Annotated in this window: 19 protein-coding genes; 13 read left to right on the top strand and 6 right to left on the bottom strand. The window is 65.5% G+C overall.

Going from position 1 to position 20,163, the window contains the following annotated elements; all coding sequences use genetic code 11:
* Positions 1 to 51: 51 nt before the first annotated feature.
* Positions 52 to 591, bottom strand: coding sequence for an LppP/LprE family lipoprotein (locus tag G6N67_RS01710; RefSeq protein ID WP_036437519.1), 540 nt, complete (start codon positions 589 to 591; stop codon positions 52 to 54).
* A gap of 95 nt (positions 592 to 686) precedes the next feature.
* On the opposite strand from G6N67_RS01710, the gene G6N67_RS01705 reads away from it, so the two are divergent.
* From G6N67_RS01705 to G6N67_RS01680, 6 genes are all read left to right on the top strand, one after another.
* Positions 687 to 2,429, top strand: coding sequence for a DEAD/DEAH box helicase (locus G6N67_RS01705; RefSeq protein WP_036437517.1), 1,743 nt, complete (start codon positions 687 to 689; stop codon positions 2,427 to 2,429).
* On the top strand, positions 2,426 to 3,598 hold the full coding sequence (locus G6N67_RS01700) for an acyltransferase family protein (RefSeq protein WP_036437515.1): 1,173 nt from the start codon (positions 2,426 to 2,428) through the stop codon (positions 3,596 to 3,598). Before G6N67_RS01705 ends, G6N67_RS01700 begins: the two co-directional genes overlap by 4 nt.
* The gene (locus G6N67_RS01695; RefSeq protein ID WP_036437514.1) at positions 3,595 to 4,014 is read left to right on the top strand and encodes a helix-turn-helix transcriptional regulator; all 420 of its coding nucleotides are present in this window, start codon (positions 3,595 to 3,597) and stop codon (positions 4,012 to 4,014) included. Before G6N67_RS01700 ends, G6N67_RS01695 begins: the two co-directional genes overlap by 4 nt.
* 20 nt (positions 4,015 to 4,034) lie before the next feature.
* Positions 4,035 to 4,445, top strand: a complete 411-nt coding sequence (locus G6N67_RS01690; protein ID WP_036438552.1) for a VOC family protein — start codon at positions 4,035 to 4,037, stop codon at positions 4,443 to 4,445.
* Positions 4,442 to 6,817, top strand: a complete 2,376-nt coding sequence (locus G6N67_RS01685) for an ATP-binding cassette domain-containing protein (RefSeq protein WP_036437512.1) — start codon at positions 4,442 to 4,444, stop codon at positions 6,815 to 6,817. The genes G6N67_RS01690 and G6N67_RS01685 overlap by 4 nt, the downstream gene beginning before the upstream one ends.
* A 115-nt stretch (positions 6,818 to 6,932) precedes the next feature.
* Positions 6,933 to 7,637 (top strand): siderophore-interacting protein, encoded by a 705-nt coding sequence (locus tag G6N67_RS01680; protein WP_036437509.1) that lies wholly within the window; start codon positions 6,933 to 6,935, stop codon positions 7,635 to 7,637.
* A gap of 13 nt (positions 7,638 to 7,650) precedes the next feature.
* On the opposite strand, the gene G6N67_RS01675 is transcribed toward G6N67_RS01680, so the two are convergent.
* Complete coding sequence (locus G6N67_RS01675) at positions 7,651 to 8,133, bottom strand: MarR family winged helix-turn-helix transcriptional regulator (protein WP_036437508.1); 483 nt, start codon at positions 8,131 to 8,133, stop codon at positions 7,651 to 7,653.
* Between the two features lie 98 nt (positions 8,134 to 8,231).
* On the opposite strand from G6N67_RS01675, the gene G6N67_RS01670 reads away from it, so the two are divergent.
* The gene (locus tag G6N67_RS01670) at positions 8,232 to 9,161 is read left to right on the top strand and encodes an alcohol dehydrogenase catalytic domain-containing protein (RefSeq protein ID WP_051579020.1); all 930 of its coding nucleotides are present in this window, start codon (positions 8,232 to 8,234) and stop codon (positions 9,159 to 9,161) included.
* A 3-nt stretch (positions 9,162 to 9,164) separates the two neighbouring features.
* Here G6N67_RS01670 and G6N67_RS01665 read toward each other — a convergent pair whose 3' ends face one another.
* On the bottom strand, positions 9,165 to 9,749 hold the full coding sequence (locus tag G6N67_RS01665; protein ID WP_036437506.1) for a TetR/AcrR family transcriptional regulator: 585 nt from the start codon (positions 9,747 to 9,749) through the stop codon (positions 9,165 to 9,167).
* Entirely contained in the window at positions 9,749 to 10,990 is a 1,242-nt protein-coding gene (locus tag G6N67_RS01660) for a cytochrome P450 (RefSeq protein ID WP_036437505.1), read from the bottom strand. Before G6N67_RS01660 ends, G6N67_RS01665 begins: the two co-directional genes overlap by 1 nt.
* A 412-nt stretch (positions 10,991 to 11,402) precedes the next feature.
* Here G6N67_RS01660 and G6N67_RS01655 point away from each other — a divergent pair, with 412 nt between their 5' ends.
* Together G6N67_RS01655 and G6N67_RS01650 are read left to right on the top strand one after the other, a co-directional pair.
* Positions 11,403 to 14,297, top strand: coding sequence for an N-6 DNA methylase (locus G6N67_RS01655; RefSeq protein ID WP_036437504.1), 2,895 nt, complete (start codon positions 11,403 to 11,405; stop codon positions 14,295 to 14,297).
* On the top strand, positions 14,284 to 14,976 hold the full coding sequence (locus tag G6N67_RS01650; RefSeq protein WP_036437502.1) for a hypothetical protein: 693 nt from the start codon (positions 14,284 to 14,286) through the stop codon (positions 14,974 to 14,976). Before G6N67_RS01655 ends, G6N67_RS01650 begins: the two co-directional genes overlap by 14 nt.
* 273 nt (positions 14,977 to 15,249) lie before the next feature.
* Here G6N67_RS01650 and G6N67_RS01645 read toward each other — a convergent pair whose 3' ends face one another.
* Complete coding sequence (locus G6N67_RS01645) at positions 15,250 to 15,807, bottom strand: TetR/AcrR family transcriptional regulator (RefSeq protein ID WP_036437500.1); 558 nt, start codon at positions 15,805 to 15,807, stop codon at positions 15,250 to 15,252.
* 85 nt (positions 15,808 to 15,892) lie between these two features.
* Here G6N67_RS01645 and G6N67_RS01640 point away from each other — a divergent pair, with 85 nt between their 5' ends.
* Positions 15,893 to 16,870 carry a zinc-dependent alcohol dehydrogenase family protein gene (locus tag G6N67_RS01640; RefSeq protein ID WP_036437498.1) on the top strand — a complete coding sequence of 326 codons (978 nt, stop codon included), beginning with the start codon at positions 15,893 to 15,895 and terminating at the stop codon, positions 16,868 to 16,870.
* A 10-nt stretch (positions 16,871 to 16,880) separates the two neighbouring features.
* Positions 16,881 to 17,858, top strand: coding sequence for an amidohydrolase family protein (locus G6N67_RS01635; protein ID WP_036437495.1), 978 nt, complete (start codon positions 16,881 to 16,883; stop codon positions 17,856 to 17,858).
* Positions 17,859 to 17,864: 6 nt separating this feature from the next.
* Here the strand turns inward: G6N67_RS01635 and G6N67_RS01630 are convergent, their stop codons facing one another.
* A complete protein-coding gene (locus tag G6N67_RS01630) occupies positions 17,865 to 18,578 on the bottom strand; it encodes an SDR family NAD(P)-dependent oxidoreductase (protein WP_036437494.1) in 714 nt (237 codons plus the stop codon).
* Positions 18,579 to 18,673: 95 nt separating this feature from the next.
* Here G6N67_RS01630 and G6N67_RS01625 point away from each other — a divergent pair, with 95 nt between their 5' ends.
* A complete protein-coding gene (locus G6N67_RS01625) occupies positions 18,674 to 19,267 on the top strand; it encodes a TetR/AcrR family transcriptional regulator (RefSeq protein WP_036437493.1) in 594 nt (197 codons plus the stop codon).
* A gap of 21 nt (positions 19,268 to 19,288) precedes the next feature.
* Positions 19,289 to 20,161 carry a rhomboid family intramembrane serine protease gene (locus G6N67_RS01620; RefSeq protein WP_110798579.1) on the top strand — a complete coding sequence of 291 codons (873 nt, stop codon included), beginning with the start codon at positions 19,289 to 19,291 and terminating at the stop codon, positions 20,159 to 20,161.
* Positions 20,162 to 20,163 lie beyond the last annotated feature (2 nt).

The raw sequence follows: 20,163 nt of genomic DNA, 5'->3' as shown, positions 1-20,163 counted from the left end.
CCACTGTAGGCGAGCACCCCGACACCGGCGCCGCTCTCGAAACCCGAACGGTCAGGTGTTGCCCATCAACTCGACGCCGTTGCCGTTCCACCGGAACCTGACCACGCTGGCCAGGCCGTGGTAGCCCCCGGAATATTGCAGGGCCACGGTGTCGCCCGTCGACGTGGATTTCTCGATGCCGTTGAACCCGTACGTGTCGGGCACCCCGGTCGGGATGAACTTGCCCTGGTGGAACAAGACGGCCCTGGTGTTCGGGTTCGGCGCGTTGGTGTTGGCTCGCACGATCACGGCCGACAGTTGCGCACATTCGTTGTAGTTGCCCGCGATCGGCTCGGGGCTCCAGGCTTGGTTGCTGCGCGGGTCTCGGGGCAACTCGGACACTGCTCTGGCGATCTCGGGTGCGGCGAGGTTGACGGCGCACGGGTCGGGTTCGGGAGTCGACGGCGGCGCGGCAACCGGGGCGGGTGCGGTCGAAGCCGCCGTCGTGGCCGGGTTCGCGGTTGCCTCGGGGGTCTTGGAGACCGTCGAGTCGCCCGATCCACATCCGGCGAGGGTGACCACGGCCGCCGAGATGACGAGGACGTGCTTCACAACAGGGCAACCTACCGTGGTGGGGTGGTGGGCCCGGGCAGGCGCGCGGCGGTCTGGCAGGGATATCGCTGTATTGGCACTAGACTGCTGACTCGATGACCTCGCCAGAATCGGATCCGAACCCGGATTCCAACCCGGATCCGGTTGATACCGACCCCACGTTCGCCGACCTGCACATTCACCCCGCGGTGCTGCAGGCGGTGGCCGATGTCGGATACGAGACGCCGTCGGCGATCCAGGCTGCCACGATCCCGCCCATGTTGGCGGGCTCCGATGTGGTGGGTCTCGCCCAGACCGGCACGGGCAAGACGGCGGCGTTCGCGATCCCGATCCTGTCCAAGATCGACACCACCAGCAGGAACACCCAGGCCCTTGTGCTCGCGCCGACGCGTGAGCTGGCCCTGCAGGTCGCCGAGGCGTTCGGCCGGTACGGTGCGCACCTGCCCGAGATCAATGTGCTGGCGATCTACGGCGGCTCGTCGTACGGCCCGCAGCTGGCCGGGCTCAAGCGGGGTGCCCAGGTGGTGGTCGGTACGCCCGGCCGGGTGATCGACCACCTGGAGAAGGGCCGGCTGGACCTGTCGCACCTGGACTACCTGGTGCTCGACGAGGCCGACGAGATGCTGCAGATGGGGTTCGCCGAGGATGTCGAACGCATCCTGGCCGACACCCCCGAGTACAAGCAGGTGGCGCTGTTCTCGGCGACCATGCCGCCGGCGATTCGCAAGATCACCACGAAATATCTGCATGACCCGGTCGAGGTCACGGTCAAGGCCAAGACGGCGACGGCCGAGAACATCACGCAGCGGTTCATCCAGGTCGCGGGTCCGCGCAAACTCGATGCGCTGACCAGGGTGCTGGAAGTCGAGCCGTTCGACGCGATGATCGTGTTCGTCCGCACCAAGCAGGCCACCGAAGAGGTCGCCGAACGGCTCAAGGCGCGCGGTTTCTCGGCTGCGGCCATCAACGGCGACATCGCGCAGGCGCAGCGTGAGCGGACCATCGCCGCGCTCAAGGACGGCAAGCTCGACATCCTGATCGCCACCGATGTGGCCGCGCGCGGCTTGGACGTCGAACGCATCTCGCACGTCGTCAACTACGACATCCCGCACGACGTCGAGTCGTACGTGCACCGCATCGGCCGCACCGGCCGAGCGGGCCGGTCCGGTGTGGCGCTGCTGTTCGTCACCCCGCGGGAACGGCACCTGCTCAAGTCCATCGAGAAGCACACCCGGTCGCGGCTCATCGAGTCCGAGTTGCCCAGCGTGGACGACGTCAACGCGCAGCGCGTCGCGAAGTTCCGCGACTCGATCACCGACGGGCTCAACGCTCCGGGCCTCGAGCTGTTCCGCCGCCTGATCGAGGACTACGGGCGTGACAACGACGTGCCGATGGCCGACATCGCGGCGGCGCTCGCGTTGCAGTCGCGCGACGGCGACGCGTTCCTGATGGTCGAGCCGCCGCCGGAGAAGCGCCGCGAGCGCGAGGAGCGCGGTGAACGCAGTGAGCGCCCGCCCCGCGCACCCCGCGAAGGTCTGGCCACCTACCGCATCGCGGTGGGCAAGCGGCACAAGGTCGGGCCGGGCCACATCGTCGGGGCGATCGCCAACGAGGGCGGCCTGCACCGCAACGAGTTCGGCCACATCACCATCAGGCTCGACCATTCGCTGGTCGAACTGCCCGAGAAGCTGTCCAAGAAGACGCTCAAGGCGCTGGAGAACACCCGCATCTCGGGCGTGCTGATCAACTTGCAGCCGGACCGGCCGCAGCGCCGCGAACGTCCGGAGCACCGAGACCGACCGGGGGGCTCGGGTAAGCCCCGCCGCAAGGCCAAGTGACTCTGTCGAAAAGTGTTCAGGGCCCTCCCGCACAGGGCGGTCTGGAATCCGTCTCCACCACCGACCGGGTCGCCTCGCTCACCGGTATCCGGGCCGTGGCCGCGCTGCTGGTGGTGTTGACGCACGCGGCCTACACCACCGGCAAATACCCGCAGGGTTACTACGGTCTGGTGCTGTCGCGGGCCGAGATCGGGGTGCCGATCTTCTTCGTGCTCAGTGGTTTCCTGCTGTTCCGGCCGTGGGTAGCCGCGGCGAGCCGCGAATCAGATCCAGCGGTTGCGACCGCATACAAGCCGCCGTCGGTGCGCCGCTATGCCTGGCACCGGGTGCGACGCATCATGCCGGCCTACGTGGTCACGGTGCTGATCGCCTATCTCGTGTACCACTTCCGGACCGCGGGCCCGAACCCCGGCCACACCTGGGAAGGGTTGTTCCGCAACCTGACCCTGACGCAGATCTACGCCGACAACTACCTGTTCTCGTTTCTGCACCAGGGCTTGACGCAGATGTGGAGCCTGGCCGTCGAGGCCGCGTTCTACGTGGTGCTGCCGCTGCTGGCCTACGTGCTGCTGGTGCTGTTGTGCCGACGGCGGTGGCGGCCGGGCCTGCTGATGCTGGGTTTGGCCGCGACGGCGGCCATTTCGCCGATCTGGCTCTACATCGTGCACACCACGACGGGTCTGCCCGACGCGGCCCGGCTGTGGTTGCCGACCTACCTGGCGTGGTTCGTGGCGGGCATGGCGCTGACGGTTCTGCAGCAGATGAAGGTGCGGGGCTACGCGATGGTGTGTGTGCCGCTGGCGGTGGTGAGTTATTTCATCGCCTCAACACCGATCGCGGGGGAGCCCACCACGTCGCCGGCCGGGCTCGGCGAGGCGCTGTTCAAGACCGCGTTCTACGCGGTGATCGCGGCGTTGCTGGTGGCGCCGCCTGCGCTCGGCGACCGCGGCTGGTACACGCGGTTTCTGGGGAGCAGGCCCATGGTGTTCCTCGGCGAGATCTCCTACGAGACCTTCCTGATCCACCTGATCATCATGGAGTTGGTGATGGTCGAGGTCATGCGCAGACCGGTCTACACCGGTTCGATCGTCACCCTTTTCGTGCTCACGCTGGTCTTCACCATTCCCGCGGCGTGGCTGTTGCACCGGTTCACGCGGGTCCGTTCGTGACCGCGCGCCCGAACCTGCAGGATCTGGTTCGGCTGCGCCGGGTGCGGGACCGCATCGACCGCGAGTATGCGCAACCGCTCGACGTCGAGGCGCTGGCCCGTGGCGTCCACATGTCGGCGGGGCATCTGAGTCGCCAGTTCCGGGCGGCGTACGGCGAGTCGCCGTACAGCTATTTGATGACGCGGCGCATCGAGCGCGCGATGGCGCTGCTGCGGCGCGGCGACTTGAGCGTCACCGAGGTGTGTTTCGCGGTCGGCTGCTCATCGCTGGGCACCTTCAGCACGCGGTTCACCGAACTGGTCGGCATGCCGCCCAGCGAGTACCGCAAGCTCCAGACGCCGGGCGACGGCATGCCGTCATGCGTCGCCAAACAGGTCACCAGACCGATCAGGAATCGAGAAGCGCGGGCCGACTAGGCCCAACTACCGTGACCGACATGGACATCACCATTCACTCCAGCTTCCTTCCGCACAACGATCCGGAAGCCGCCACGGGCTTCTACCGCGACCTGCTCGGCTTCGAGGTGCGCAAGGACGTCGGTTACAACGGAATGCACTGGATCACGGTCGGTCCCGTCGACCAGCCGGACGTGAACATCGTGCTGTATCCGCCCGAGGCGACGCCGGGGCTGACCGATGACGAGCGGCGCGTCATCGACGAGATGATGGCCAAGGGCACGTTCGCGAGCCTGCTGCTGGCCACCAAGGATCTCGACGGCACGTTCGAGCGGCTGCAGGCCGGCGACGCCGAGATCATCCAGGAACCGACCGAGCAGCCGTACGGGGTCCGTGACTGTGCGCTTCGTGACCCCGCAGGCAACATGATCCGGCTGCAGGAGCTGCGTTGAGCCAGGCGACCCATCCCGCCGACCGGCACGACCTGATCCGGGTCCACGGCGCCCGCGTCAACAACCTCAAGGACGTCACGGTCGAACTGCCGAAGCGCAGGCTCACGGTGTTCACCGGAGTGTCGGGTTCGGGCAAGAGCTCGCTCGTGTTCGGCACGGTCGCCGCGGAGTCGCAGCGGCTGATCAACGAGACCTACAGCGCGTTCGTGCAGGGGTTCATGCCGACCCTGGCCCGGCCCGAGGTCGATCTGCTCGACGGGCTCACCACCGCGATCATCGTCGATCAGGAACGCCTGGGATCCAATCCGCGCTCGACGGTCGGGACGGTCACGGACGCCAACGCGATGCTGCGAATCCTGTTCAGTCGCATCGGCGATCCGCACATCGGCCCACCGAACGCGTACTCGTTCAACGTGCCGTCGGTGAGCGCGAGCGGCGCCATCACCGTGCAGCGGGGCGGCAAGACCAAGGCCGAGAAGGCGACGTTCAACCGGCTCGGCGGCATGTGCCCGCGGTGTGAGGGCATGGGGTCGGTGTCCGACTTCGACCTGACCGCGCTCTACGACGACACCAAGTCGCTCAACGAAGGCGCGCTGACCATTCCCGGCTACAGCATGGACGGCTGGTACGGCCGGATCTACCGCGGCTGTGGGTATTTCGATCCGGACAAGCCGATCAAGAAGTTCACCAAGCGGGAACTGCACGACCTGCTGTACCGCGAGCCGACCAAGATCAAGGTCGACGGCGTCAACCTGACCTACGCGGGCCTGATCCCGCAGATCCAGAAGTCGTTCCTCGCCAAGGATCGCGAGTCGATGCAGCCGCACATCGGCGCGTTCGTCGACCGCGCGATCACGTTCACCACGTGCCCCGAGTGTGACGGTACGCGGCTGGCGGCCGAGGCCCGATCCTCGAAGATCGACGGTCGCAACATCGCCGACGTGTGCGCGATGCAGATCAGCGATCTGGCCGACTGGGTCCGCAACCTCGATGACAAGACGGTGGCGCCACTGCTGACGGGGCTGCGCAATCTGCTCGACGCCTTCGTGGACATCGGCCTCGGCTACCTTTCGCTCGATCGCCCGTCGGGCACGTTGTCCGGGGGAGAGGCCCAGCGCACCAAGATGATTCGTCACCTCGGCTCGTCGCTGACCGACGTGACCTACGTGTTCGACGAACCCACCATCGGATTGCATCCGCACGACATCGCGCGGATGAACGAGCTGCTGGTGCAGTTGCGGGACAAGGGCAACACCGTGCTGGTCGTCGAGCACAAGCCCGAGGTCATTGCGATCGCCGACCATATCGTCGATCTCGGGCCCGGTGCGGGCAGTGCGGGCGGCGAGGTGGTGTTCGAGGGGGATCTCGACGGGTTGCGGGCCGGCGGCACCCTGACCGGACGGCATCTCGACGACCGTGCGGCAGTGAAGGATTCGGTGCGGGAGCCGACGGGCGCGCTGCAGGTGCGGGGCGCGAACACGCACAACCTGGTCGATGTCGACGTCGACATTCCGCTGGGCGTGCTGGTGGTGGTGACCGGCGTGGCGGGCTCGGGCAAGAGCTCGCTGATCGACGGCTCGGTGGCAGGCATGGACGGCGTGGTGTCGGTCGACCAGTCTCCGATCAAGGGTTCGCGGCGCAGCAACCCCGCCACCTACACCGGGCTGCTCGAGCCGATCCGCAAGGCGTTCGCCAAGGCCAACGGTGTCAAACCGGCACTGTTCAGCTCGAATTCGGAGGGCGCGTGTCCGACGTGCAACGGTGCCGGCGTCATCTACACCGAGCTCGGGGTGATGGCGACGGTCGAATCCCCGTGTGAGGACTGCGAAGGCAAGCGCTTCGACGCATCGGTGCTGGGATACACCCTCGGCGGTCGCAACATCGCCGAGGTGCTCGCGATGCCGGTGACCGAGGCGCTGGAGTTCTTCGGTACCGGGGATGCGCGGATCCCGGCGGCGCACAAGATCCTGGAGCGGCTCGCGGACGTCGGGCTCGGCTATCTCACGCTCGGGCAGCCGCTCACCACGCTGTCCGGTGGTGAGCGGCAGCGGCTCAAGCTCGCCAGTGCGCTGAGCGCGAGCAAGGCCGGGGAGAGCGAGGTCTATCTGCTCGACGAACCCACGACCGGTCTGCATCTCGCCGACGTCGAGCAACTGCTCGGCCTGCTCGACCGGTTGGTGGACTCGGGCAAGTCGGTGGTGGTCATCGAACACCACCAGGCGGTCATGGCGCACGCCGACTGGGTCATCGACATGGGTCCGGGGGCTGGGCATGACGGCGGCCGCGTGGTGTTCGAAGGCACCCCGGCGGATCTGATCGCGGATCGGTCGACGCTCACCGGTCAGCACCTCGCGCAGTACGTCGCGCAGTGACTTGTGCACCTGCCGTAACGGCCACCGTTACCGCGGGTGCACAAGCCGAGCCGATGCAGACCACTTCTACTTAGGTTATGCTTACCTAAAGAAGAGTGGAAGGGGTCGAGTTCGGATGGTCGAACACAAGGCGTCGCGCGGTCTGGAAGGTGCGCTCGTCAAGCTGTGTGGTGGCGGCGACTACGAGTTGACGGTGGCCGGTCGCACCGAGATCACCCCGAACTACCTGCGGCTGCATTTCACCGCCGAGCGCCTGCTCGCCGAGCAGCGGCTACATCCGACCATGTGGGTGCGCGGCTGGTTTCCGCATGGCGACAAGGCGCACCAGCGCGGTTACACGCTGGTCAACCCGGATCCCGAGGCCGGCACCGTCGACATCGACTTCGCGATGCACGACGGTGTCGCGACCGGCTGGGCCAGTGCGGCGCAGCCCGGCGACGTCTTGGAGGTGACGGTGCTGGGCAGCAACTTCTCGCTGCCCGAGCCGCAGCCCGCGGGGTACGTCATCGTCGGTGACGCGGCGTCGCTGCCCGCGATCAATTCACTGCTCGACGCGATCGGCGACGCGCCCGCGCGGGTGTTCCTCGAAGCCGGGCACGACGACGACCGCGAGCTGTCGGTCGCGGGTGACGCCGAGATCACCTGGGTGGATCGCGAAGAACTCGTCGACGTCGTCAGTTCGTCGGCGTTCGACGCCGCCGACCACTTCGGCTGGGTGGCTTGCAACAACCGCACCACCCGAGCGGTGGCCAAGGTCTTCCGCGAGGAGTACGGCATCCCGCGCAAATCCATCAAAGCCCAGGCGTACTGGGCGGCCTGACCTGGCCGATGCCCTAGGACGGCCAGGTGTCGTCTGGCGGCAGGCCGTCGAGAATGCGCTGTGAAATGGTGCCGAGCTGGCGGGCCTGAGCACGCGTCAGGCGGTCGAACACGTACTCGCGCACGGTCGCGATGTGCGACGGTGCCATGTCCTCAAGGCGGCGCCGGCCCGCGTCGGTGAGAACGGCCAGCGTGTAGCGGCTGTGGTCTGGGTCCGATTGCCGGGCCACCCAACCGCGTTTCTCAAGGCGCCCGACGGCCTGGGACAACCGCGGTAGCGAGCTGCCGGTGAGCGTGGCGAGCACGCTCATGCGCAGCTTCGCTTCGGCGGCGTCCGAGAGCCGGGCCAGGATCAGGTATTCGAAGTGGCTGATGCCGAATTCGCGCTGCAACTGCGCACCCAGCACCGGTTGCAACCTCAGCACCATGGTCGACAGCTGCACCCAGGTCCGCTGCTCCTGCGGGTCCAGCCACCGGGGCTGATCTGCGGCGGTCACATCCTCACATTAACTTAATTGTTGAACCGGGAATTCTCGATTCGCTTAAGTGTTTAACCCACCATGAGGCCAGTAGTGGCTCGGGAGAGGGATCGGCGATGAAGGCAATCGGAGTGATCGAACCGGATTTCATGCCACGGCTGTTCGAGGTCGCCGAACCGATCGCCCGGCCCGGTGCCGTCGTCGTCGACATCGCGGCCGCATCCGTGAGTGACTTCGACCGCGCGGCCGTCGGCGGGCGGTGGGCCGGTTCCGGGCGCAGGCCCGAGCCCACGCTGTTGGGGCGTGACTTCGTCGGCACCGTGGCGGCGGTCGGTGAGTACGTACTGCACATCGACGTCGGAATGCGGGTCGCCGGGGTCTTGCCGCCCGCCGTGGCGCGCCAACCCGGCACGTTTGCCGAAAGGGTCGCGGTGCCTGCGGATCTGCTCGCGCCGGTGCCGGACGGGGTCGACCTCGCGCATGTCGCCGCCGTGGGCTTGGCCGGGATCACTGCGCTGGACGCACTCGACGCGCTCGCGGTCGGTGGTCTGGAGATCCTCGTGATTCACGGCCCGGTGACCGGCACGGGCGGGTTCGCACTCGAGCTGGCCAAGGCGCGCGGTGCCGTAGTCGCGGTGGTCACGCCGCCCAGATACGCCAGGCTTGCCTGGGAGCGCGGCGCCGACTTCGTCATCAGCGAAGACGCGAGCGCGACGAACACGATCAAGCGCGTGCGCAACGCACTGGGCGGATACTCCGACGCCGCTCTGCATGTGGCGGGTGACCTCGCCGTCGCGGCCGGGGTGGTCCGGCCGGGCGGGACGTTCACCTCGGTCGGCGACGCGCTGCCCCCGCTGTCGGTCGCCGATTACGTGCCGACGGTGGTCAGGCCGAGCGGCCACAAGCTCGCCGATCTGCTGTTCAAGGTCGCCGCGGGACGTCTGCACAGCCGGGTGCGCCGTTCGGTGTCGTTCGATCAGGTTGTGGCGCCACACGATTGCTCTGGTGGCGATGCCGACGATCGCGTCGTCGTCATGCGGGCGTGACACCTAGTCGGCGCGCTGCGGCGTCCTGACCACCAACGGTGCCACGAACTCGGCCAGCATCGCGCGTTCGTCGGCTTCGTCGGTACCGGGGAAGACGAGCATCGACACCATCACGCGCACGAGCCACCGGGCTTGCCGGCCCACGTCGGCGTCGGCCGGCCCGTCGCCCAACGACCGCACAAAACCCTCGACGAGCGCCCGGATCACCTCGGAGTGTTCGGCCATCTCGCCGCCGATCGGAGGAGACGCGGTCGCGAACCAGGACGACAGCGCCGGGCTCTCCCGCACCGCGCGCAACCCGGTGAGCACACCCTCGATCAATCTTTCCGTCGGATCGGTCACGTCGCCGACCTGCAAGGTCAGCTCGTCATATAGCCGCCGTGCTTCGCGATGCACGTAGGCGGTGTAGAGCGCTTCGCGATTCTCGAAGTACCGGTACAGCGTCGCGCGGGAACACCCTGCCGCCGAGGCGATTTCGTGCATGCCGACAGTCGCGGCATCCTGCCGCGTGAACAGCTCGTCGGCGGCGTCGAGAATCCGGTCGGCGGCCACCTCGGTGCGCCGGGCCCCGAGCCAGTCGCGTGCCATCAGGTACCGGCCGTAAAGGGCACCGAAAGCGGCCGCCGCACATAGCTGCCACCGGCCCAGACCACAGCGTCCACATCGACCTCGAATTCCGGATAGCGCGAGAGTAGTTCGGTCAACGCTACCCGCGATTGCATCCGTGCGGCTGCGGCTCCCAGGCAGAAGTGCGCACCGTGGCTGAACGTCAGGATGTTGCGGGGCTTGCGCCGAATGTCGAGTTCCGCTGCGTCGGCACCGAACTCGCGCTCGTCACGGTTGCCCGACCCGTAGAGCAGCAGGGTTTTGCGGCCGGCGGGGATGGTCGTGTCGCCGACGACGGTGTCGCGGGTGGTGGTGCGGGCCAGGCCCTGCACCGGGGAGGTCAGTCGCAGGAACTCGTCGATCGAGTCGGCGATCAACGCCGGATCCTCGATGAGCAGCCGGCGTTGGTCGGGGCGCTGCTGCAGCAATTGCACTGCGCCGCCGAGCATTCCGGTCGTGGTGTCGTTGCCGCCGGTCACCATGGTGAACGTGAACGCCAGGATCGACAGCACGCCGCTGAGGTCGCCGTCGTCACCGACGCCCGCGGTCACCAGATGCGAGATCGTATCGTCGCCGGGTTCGCGGCGGCGGCGCTCGATCAGTTCGGAGAAGTACGCCATCATCGACGCCACGGCCTCGCCCGCGGTGCCCATCGCGGCGGTGATCCCGCCCTCGGCGGTGTTGGCCGCTACGATCGCCTCGGTCCAGCCGTCGAACTGAGCCCGGTCTTCGTCGGGCACTCCGAGGTAGTGCGCGACGACCATCGACGGCAGTGGTTTGAACAGCTCGACGACGATGTCGCCGCCGCCCGCGGCGCGCATCTCCTCCAACCGGGTCACGACGAACTCGCGGACCTTGGGTTCGACGGCCTCGACCTGCCGCGGCGTGAAGCCGCGCGACACGAGTTTGCGGAACTGCGTGTGCACGGGCGGATCCTGCATGACGAACGGCGGATTGTCGGCCAGGCCGATCATCTCAAGTTCGCCGTAGTTCACGGTCAGGCCCTGAGCTGACGAGAACGTCTCGTGGTCGCGCGCCGCGGCCCAGATGTCGGCGTGCCGCGACAGCACGTAGTAGTCCAGTTCGGGGTGACCGTCGGGCACCACGTGGTGCACCGGATCGTGATCGCGTAGTGCGGCATACATCGGCCATGGGGCCGCCCACGTGTCGGCCGTGGCGGGTTCGAACTGCACGGGCGTGTGCTGAGACACATGAGCTGTCATGTCTCATTGGTACGACAGATGTCCGGTTGGTGTCAATAGCCGTCGGTCGCAGTACATTTGTCCTAATCCCGGATGCTTTGTCCACTACGTGTCCTTTTTGAGGCAAATTGGACAACTTTGTGGGACGAGCCGATTGTTTCCGTTCTGGCCGCCCAACCAAGTCGCGTGTGCGAATGACCAACGAGCATGCGGCTTCGTCAAGGCGCTGCTGTGACGTGCCATGTGAGCGATGCCCCCTTGAGCAGGCATGCAGCCTGCGACGAAGCGGGTCTATGGAACCCGAGAATCTGGAACCGAGTGCGCGCCACTCTTTGGGATTGACCCGTGCGACTCATCGCTTGGTCGGCTGCGTCGAATTGTCGCCACCTTGCACTAGCCTGAGTACACCCCAAACTCCCGAGATCGGCCCCAAGTGACCAGCCAGAACACACTGCAAGACGCAATCACAACCCTGGGATACCGCACATCTGACGGCTACATAGACCAGTCTGCAGTAGACGTCGGGGTTCGTGGGTTCATCTGGACCGATCTGAGTCAGAAGTGCGGTGTAGACGCAGCATTCTTCAAAGGAGCTGTTCCCATCGTCGCCTTCTCGACCGCGGATTCGCGCAACGACGCTCTGTCGACACAGCGACGGCTCTGGAACTACGGCCGCGTCCCGGTGCTTATCGCGGCCACCGCGTCGGAGGTCTTTGCCCTTAGCTGTCACAGTGCGGGAAGCAATGACCCCGAAGCCGCGTTTCTCGCGAGCGCAGATGAGGGTCAGGATCTCCTTCAGGTTCTTGCAGACTTCACGCGATTCAGCATCGAGTCAGGTCGTTTGTCAGAGCGAAAGTACAAGCAGCTCGACAAGACGAATCGCGTTGATCAAGCGCTCCTGCGAAATCTTCAAGAGCTGCGCGTACTCCTTATCCGAGCCGGCGTGCCCGAATCGGATATTGAGCCGCTGTTGGGTCGTTCGATCTTCATCCGATACCTCGAAGATCGCGGCATTCTGCGGACCGAAGATCTCCTAGAGCTTAACCAGGCAGAATCGCTCGTCGCCGCGCTCGACAGTGGTTGGGCTGCAGTCGATTCACTCTTTGACGCGATGTCAGACCACTTCAACGGGGACGTTTTCCGCAAGGGCGCGATCTCCCAGCCGGTCGATCAGACCGCACTGAGCATGTTGAGTGAATTTTTCCGCGCAGCCGACATGACTTCCGGTCAGCAGTCCCTGTGGCCATACGACTTCGCAATCATCCCTCCTGAACTCATCAGCTCGATATATGAACAGCTTCTGATCGAGAAGCAGAAGAGCGACGCCGCCTACTACACTCCCCGTCACGTCGTCGATCTCGTCCTGGATGAAGTTATGCCGGCGGACTGGCTGTCCGGAGGCAACCGCACGCTGCTCGATCCGGCCTGTGGGTCAGGCATTTTCCTCACCGAGGCATTTCGCCGAATCGTGCATAGACATACCCTGGGTCGAGGTCGCGCACCTACTTTCGAGGACCTGTCTCGCCTGCTTGTCGACTCAGTCTTCGGCGTCGACCGCAACGCTGACGCGGTGGGCGTCGCGGCGTTCGGATTGTACCTAGCCCTCCTCGAGCACGTCGACCCTCGGACGGCTTGGCTGCGTGCCCGGCTCCCTAATCTGATCGGGACTAACCTCGTCGTCGCAGACTTCTTTGACAACCACTCGCTGTCGTCTCATCGATTCGACGCGATTGTCGGTAACCCTCCTTGGAAGAGTCAGACATCGGAGCCGGCAACTCGGTTCCTCGAACGTTCTGACCGCCAGGTGCCCGATCGCCAGATCGCCGCCGCCTTCGTATGGCGATCAGTTGAGCTGCTCAAGGACGACGGCGTTGTCGGCCTCGTGCTCCCATCAAAGACGATCCTCCACAATCGTGGGACGGCAGCCGACCGCTTTCGCCTGCAGCTCTTTTCGAACTTGAACGTCCACACGATCATCGATTTGTCGCCCCTCCGTCGAGAGTTGTTTGGCGCCGCTTCTAGTCCCGCCGCGATCGTCATCTTCAGTCACCGTGAGAGCCGCAGCGACACGCTGTTGCATGTATCGCCTCGACGAACGCCGGTCGCCCAGATCGCTGATGCCATTGCGATTCCGCAGCAAAACATCCGCCGTGTTCCACGGCCAACGACCGAGACCGATCCTGCGATCTGGAAACCCCTCCTCTGGGGCGGCCCTCAAGATGTGGATCTTGTCAGGCACCTGCGCGAAAGCTTCACCTCGTTGCAAGCTATCGCCGAGAAGAATCGCTGGTACGACGGGCAAGGGTTCCAGGAGAAAGGCGGGGCCAAGAACGACGCAAGGCACATCGCCGACTTCCCATATCTTCCGACGGCTGAACTTGAGGCCATGCGACTGCCGGCGAATCTCTCAGATCCCATTGACAAGCCGTCGATGCATCGCCCGCGACGAGTCGAAATCTACCGGGCCCCACACGTTCTCATGAGGAAGGGGTTCAAAGAATTCCCCGGGGCGGCATTCATTCCCTACGGAGTGACGTTCACCGACGGACTCTCGGCCGTCGCAGCAGATGAAAGCTCTGGCCCTCAGCTGCGGGCCATTTCGGCGATTCTGAACTCGTCGGTCGCCCGGTACTGGTTCCTGATGACTTCGAGCTCATGGGGTGTCGAACGGGAACAGCTGCACCATCGCGAATGGATGAGCCTCCCCATCCCGCCGTTGACCCACCAACAGTCGGAAGAGCTGCTCGCGGTGGTTGAATCCGCAGCCGCCGGCCGACCTGAGCCGAGTTGGCGAGCCACACTGGACCGCACGGTCGAGGATGCCTACGGTCTCACGAATTCTGAGCGAGAGGTTATCGAAGACGCGCTCACGATTCGCTTGTCAGAATTTCGGTCCGGCTGGCGATCGTTCTCCTATCGCCCTCCAAGCGATGATCATATGTCGGCCTACGCGGCGAGACTTCAAGCACAACTCAAGGACTTGGATCTAGGTCAGTGGGGAGTGTCGCTCACTGAGAGATCACATGGATTCGCGATGGTGACATGCCAGCTACTCGCCGGAGAGCGAGACGTCGACCGGATCGACGCCCGGTTTTCAATCGAGCAGCTGATGTCGGAGAGCGCCCGCCAGCAGGACATTTGGTTCTCATCTGTAACCATCATCGAGCCTGAAGCGTTGGTGTTGGATGGAACAGCAGTTCACCTCGTGAAGCCAGATCGACTGAGCTGTTGGACGATTAGCTGCACCCAGGACGATGCTGCACGAATCTTCAGTGCGTTGTTGACCGGTGACGTGTCGTCCGACGCCGATCTGGATGTCCATGCTTGAGAGAGCACTGGGCCGCGTAACGGGCCGCGTCGCATTAGCACTTCAGCAACAGGCGGCACGAAAGTTCCCTGAAACGATCGACGCACTGATCCTCGAAGCGTTGGAGCGATGGCGCCAGAATAGGTGGCGCACCTTCGACGAGGGCGAGGTGAACTGCACCGCACAGCTCTACCGCTGGCTGAAGGAGGCGAAGCGAGCTGACAGCCAGTTCTTTCACGTCAACATCGAACTTGAGTTCATCAATCTGACTCCCGAGATGTTGACAGGGGAAGAATCGGTTACGACTGCCCGGCGTCCAGACCTGAATCTGTCGCTCGAACCGCTGAGTGTCCACGTAGAATGCAAGAGGCTGCGGTCACATGGAACATGGTGCCGAGACTATGTGAACAATGGGATGGAGCGTTTTGTTAGTGCAGCCTACGGGGCTGGCGCGCCGCTAGGGGTAATGGTCGGATACGTCCAGCAGGTCACGACGGACGGTCTACTCGACGCTGTTAACGGATTCGTAGCTACTCACACGCTGATGGGCAACGAACATCGCCTAGGAAAAACCCGGACCGAATACTTCGGGTTAACCCACCAATCGACACACCACCGAACAGCCGACGTAACGATCGACCTGAAGCACGTTTGGATTCAATTCGCTCCCGTGTCAAGCGAAGCGCATCAGACACCCTAGATCGGTCATTGGCAACCTATGAAACCCGCGAGTGGGGTGCAACCTCGTGGCCGTGTACCAAAGGGCTGACGGGGCACTCCGCGCATTACCGACCGGCGTAAAGTCAGTTGGCGAACTTACCGTCAGCGCACGCAGAGGTAGGGACCGCTCCACTGAGTAGCAATCAAGGACTTACCCGACAACTTTGTTCATGACATCTGTTGACCCATAAATGACATTGGCGTGGGACGAAGTCCGCGATGACAGGTGGTGGGACGCTGTGCACTACGCAGGTCACAGGGCGGCCAGAAATGCCTCCGCCGCGTCATGAACCCGGTCGTGGTCGCCGGTGGTCAGCAGGTCGAGGAGCAGGCCGCGAATCGTTGCGATCACGAGCGTTGCGCGCCGCTTTGCCGTCCCGGGATCCACGTCGGGGCCCTGCATCTCAATGAGCGCGCGGATCCAGTCGGCGACCACCCGATCCAGAAAGTCCGAGAACTGCTGCGGGGCTTGCAGCGCGCGGCCGTACACGGCGAAGAACAACCGAAACTCCAGCCCGCGCTTCGGATCCGACGTCCGTTCCCATGTCACGCGGGCAGCGGTCGCCAGATCCGGGTGCTCGCCCAGCAGCTCGTCGGTGTCGGCGACGATGCGCGCCCGTAGGCGTTCGAGGACGGCCGAGAACATCTGTTCTTTGGTGCCGAAGTGATGCACGAGCGTGTTCGACGTGACACCCAGCGCGGCGGCGACCGGGCGCCACGTCAGCTCGGAGAAGCCCTGCTCGACGGCGTAATCGACGATGGCATCCAGCAACTCGGCCCGTCTTTGATGATCCACCGGCCGTCCGGCCATTGTCGCCTCCTCAGCGCTTGCATTACTTGAACGAGTGTATAAAGAATGGGACTAGCCATCAAACATCATCCCCAAGGAGTCACGCATGGCAGCAGTCGTCGTATTCGACGAGTTCGGTGGACCCGACGTGCTGCGGATCGTCGACGAGCCGGTCAGTGAGCCGGGTCCGGGTGAATTACGGGTCAGAATCGAGGCATTCGGGGTCAACCGGCTCGATCAGATGATGCGCGTGGGGGAGTCGCCCGCGCCGATCCGGCTCCCGCATGCGCGCCTCGGTGTTGAGGGCACCGGTACCGTCGACGCGGTCGGTGCAGGCGTCGACGGGGTCTCCATCGGCGACGAGGTCATCATCACCGCGGTGCCCGACGCCGACGTGCGTGGCACGTACGCCGAGTACACGATCGTCCCGGCCGCCCGGGTGATCGCGCGCCCCGACGGCATCGACGCGGTCGGCGCCGCCGCTCTGTGGGTGTCGTACTCCACCGCTTATGGTGCGCTCGTCGAGAAAGCCGGGATGCGCCCCGGTGACCAAGTACTGATCACCGCGGCGTCGAGCGGGGTGGGTCTGGCCGCCATCCAGATCGCCAACCAGATCGGCGCGGTTCCGCTCGCCGTCACACGCAGTTCCGACAAGACGGAAGCACTGCTGAACGCCGGTGCGGCCGTGGTGATCACGTCCGACAGCGAAAACGTCGCCGAGGCCGCCAGGCGCCACAGCGACGGCGACGGCGTCGACATCATCGTCGACTCGGTGATGGGCCCGGGGCTTGCCGAACTGGCCGGCGCCGCGAAGGTCGGGGGAACGCTCGTGACCGTCGGCTGGCTGGATCCTCGCCCTGCGTCGTTTCCCATGAAGCCCATCACGATCCACCGCTACGCGAGCTTCGAGCACACGCTCGACCCGGTCGCGGTACGGCGGATCGCGTCGTTCCTGGCCGCCGGGCTGCGCAGTCAAGCGCTTCGCCCCACCGTTGACCGGGTGTTCGCGTTCACCGGCGTCGCCGACGCGCACCGTTACCTCGAGCAGGGGCGGCAGGTGGGCAAGATTGTCGTCACGGTCTGAGGAGAATCACATGAAAATCGTTGGCCTTGAAGAACATATGGCGACCGCCGACTTGTTCGCCGCATGGCGACGGCATGGGGGCGAAGGCTTGACGACGCAGATGACGGAAAGGGCCGCCGCGCCGTTGGTCGATCTCGGCGAAGGCCGACTGCGCGACATGGACCAGGCAGGGATCGACACCGCGGTGCTGTCGGTGACCACGCCCGGCCTGCAGCAGTTCCCCGAAGCCGAGGCTGTTGCCCTACAGGCGCCGACCAACGACGTCCTCGCCGACGCCGTGCGTCGTCACCCGGACCGTTTTCAAGGTTTCGCGACGCTGGCCACATCGTCACCGGCTGCGGCGGCGGGCGAACTCGGGCGCTGCATCGCCGATCTCGGCCTGCACGGCGTCATGCTGCACACCATGGCGGGCAACGATTTTCTCGACGACAAGCGGTACTGGGACATCTTCGAGGCCGCCGACCACCACCGCGCCCCGGTGTATCTGCACCCGAGCCGGCCGGCCGCCGCCGTGGACACCACGTACTACCGGGGCCTCGGGGATTCCGTCGACGGAATTCTGGGCACCGGTGCCCCCGGATGGCACTACCAGACCGGGATCGCACTGCTGCGGCTGATACTGGCAGGCGTGTTCGACCGCTTCCCGAACCTCCGAATCATCCTCGGGCACTGGGGCGAAATGGTGTTGTTCTATCTCGACCGCATCGCCGTGCTCGATCGGTTCGCCAGCCTGCAGCGGCCGCTGATCGACTACTTCCACACCAACGTTTACGTCACCCCTGGCGGTATCGCGAGCCACCGCTACCTTCGCTGGGCCATCGAAGTCGTCGGCGTCGACCGTGTCATGCACGCGTCGGACTACCCGTTCAACAGCCCGCAGGATTTCGCGGCCCGCGACTTTGTCACCACGGCTCCACTGGAGCGCGACGATCAGGAAAAGATCGCTTATCGCAACTGGGACAACGTCATCGGACACATACAGCGGTAAACGCCGCTACAACGCGAACGCCCGGGGCGGCCCGGCAAGGCCGGCCTTGGCGTCGGCGCCGATACGGTCCAGGATTTCGATGTCCCCGGCTTCGAGCCCGTCGAGGGCCAACCGCGCCAAGTCGGCCGGGTCGACCACGTCATCTTCGGGCAGTGGGATGCCTGTTCTCTCGGCGAAGTCGAACAACGTCTGGGTGCCGACCAGTCCGGGGACCAGGGCGGCGACGAGGGTTCCCTGGTCGGCGAGTTCGATCCGGACGCCGTTGGTCAGTCCCCATTCGGCGGATTTGGCGGCGGCGTAGGCGGTGTTGCCGTCGACGGTGGTCCACGCCGCGGCCGAAAGCACGTTGAGGATGGCGCCGCCCCCGTTGCGGGCCAGGATCGGCGCGAACGCCCGGATCATCGCGAGAGTGCCGTAGTAGTTCGAGTCCATCGTCGACCGGATCGCGTCCAGGTCGCCGGACACGAGGTTCCCACCGGCGGTGTCCGCCGCGTTGTTGATCAACACGTCGACGTCGCCTGCCAGTTCTGCGACCTCCGCGACCGACGCAGGGTCGGTGATGTCAAGGCGCAGGATCTCGGCCCCGGGTACCTCGACAAGTTCGGGCCGCCGTGCGGTGGCGTAGACCTTCGCGCCCCGCGCGAGGAGTTCGACCGCGAAATGGTGGCCGAGCCCGCGATTCGAACCTGTGACCAGGGCGGTGGCGCCGTGCAGCTTCATGTGACCTCCGAACCGAAAAGGTGACCTATCGGTCATGTTGACTCTGTCACGGTAGGCGTAACGTGACCGCACGGTCAACTTGTTAGCCTCATGTCGTGACGTCACCTGTTCGGCCGCTCCGCGCGGATGCAGCCCGCAACCGCGAGTTGCTCCTGGCTGCGGCCGAAGAAGAGTTCGCCGAACGGGGCCTTGAGGCGTCGGTGGCCGACATCGCGCGCCGCGCGGGCGTGGCCAAGGGCACGGTGTTTCGTCACTTCGCGACGAAAGAGGATCTGATCGCCTCGATCGTCTGCGGACACGTCGCCACGCTCGCGTGCGTTGCGCACCGGCTGGCGGACGCGCCGGATCCCGGGGCGGCGCTGCTCGAGTTCCTGACCGTGGCCGCCCACCAGCGCCAGCAACACGACCTGACGTTCCTGCAGTCGGTCAGCGACGGTGACTCACGCGTGACCGCGGTCCGCGACGAACTGCTCACGCGTATCGGGGAACTCGTCGCGAAGGCTCGCGACGCCGGTGCCATACGCTCTGACATCACCGCGATGGATGTCTTCCTGTTGATGTGTGCACCCGTTCATGCAGTCGAGAACCTGCCCGACCCGGCACCCGAGCTGTGGCGGCGTTACCTTGCGATCATCTTCGACGGCCTACGTCCTCAAGGCGCCCATCCGCTGCCGCAACCACCGCCCTGACATCGGGTTAGGCTCGGCGCCGTGAGCTACCCCTATCCGCAGCAGTCGCCTGCCGAGACACCGGCCTGTTACCGGCACCCGGACCGGCCGACGTACGTCAGCTGCACGCGCTGCGGCCGCTACATCTGCCCCGACTGCATGCGCGCTGCCGCCGTCGGGCACCAGTGCGTCGAGTGCGTCGACGAGGGCGCCAAGTCCGTGCGCGCACCACGCACCCAGTTCGGTGGGGTCGCCCGGCAGGGCGCACCGGTGCTCACCTACACGCTCATCGCGCTGAACGTGCTGATGTTCGTGCTGCAGATGGCCGTCCACAACCTGACCGACGACCTGACGTTGTGGCCCAACGGCGTTGCGGTCTATGACCAGTACTACCGGCTGGGGACGTCGATGTTCCTGCACTACGGCGCCGCGCATCTGCTGTTCAACATGTGGGCGTTGTATGTGGTGGGGCCGCCGCTTGAGGGCTGGCTGGGCCGGCTGCGGTTCGGCGTGCTATATGCGCTGAGCGGGCTCGGCGGGTCGGTGCTGGTCTATCTGCTGTCTGCGCCCAACACCCCGACGGCCGGTGCCTCAGGCGCGATCTTCGGTCTGTTCGGTGCGGTCTTCGTGGTGGCCCGGCGGCTCAATCTCGACGTGAAATGGGTGGCCGTGGTCATCGGCATCAACCTGGTGTTCACGTTCGTCGGGCCGGCGCTCGGCACGGGGGCGATCAGCTGGCAGGGCCATCTCGGCGGCCTGGTGACCGGCGCGGCGATCGCCGCGGCTTTCGTCTACCCGCCACGCAAGCAGCGCACCGCGGTGCAGGCCGCGGCTTCGGTCGCGGCCCTCGTGCTGTTCGCGGGATTGGTCTTCTGGCGCACCGGCAGCCTGCTCACGTCGCTCGGGCTGACCTGACG

This window comes from Mycolicibacterium mageritense, assembly GCF_010727475.1.
In the GTDB taxonomy this organism is placed as follows: domain Bacteria; phylum Actinomycetota; class Actinomycetes; order Mycobacteriales; family Mycobacteriaceae; genus Mycobacterium; species Mycobacterium mageritense.
The sequence above is the reverse complement of the archived record's forward strand: the minus strand, read 5'-3'. Positions and strand labels throughout refer to the sequence as shown.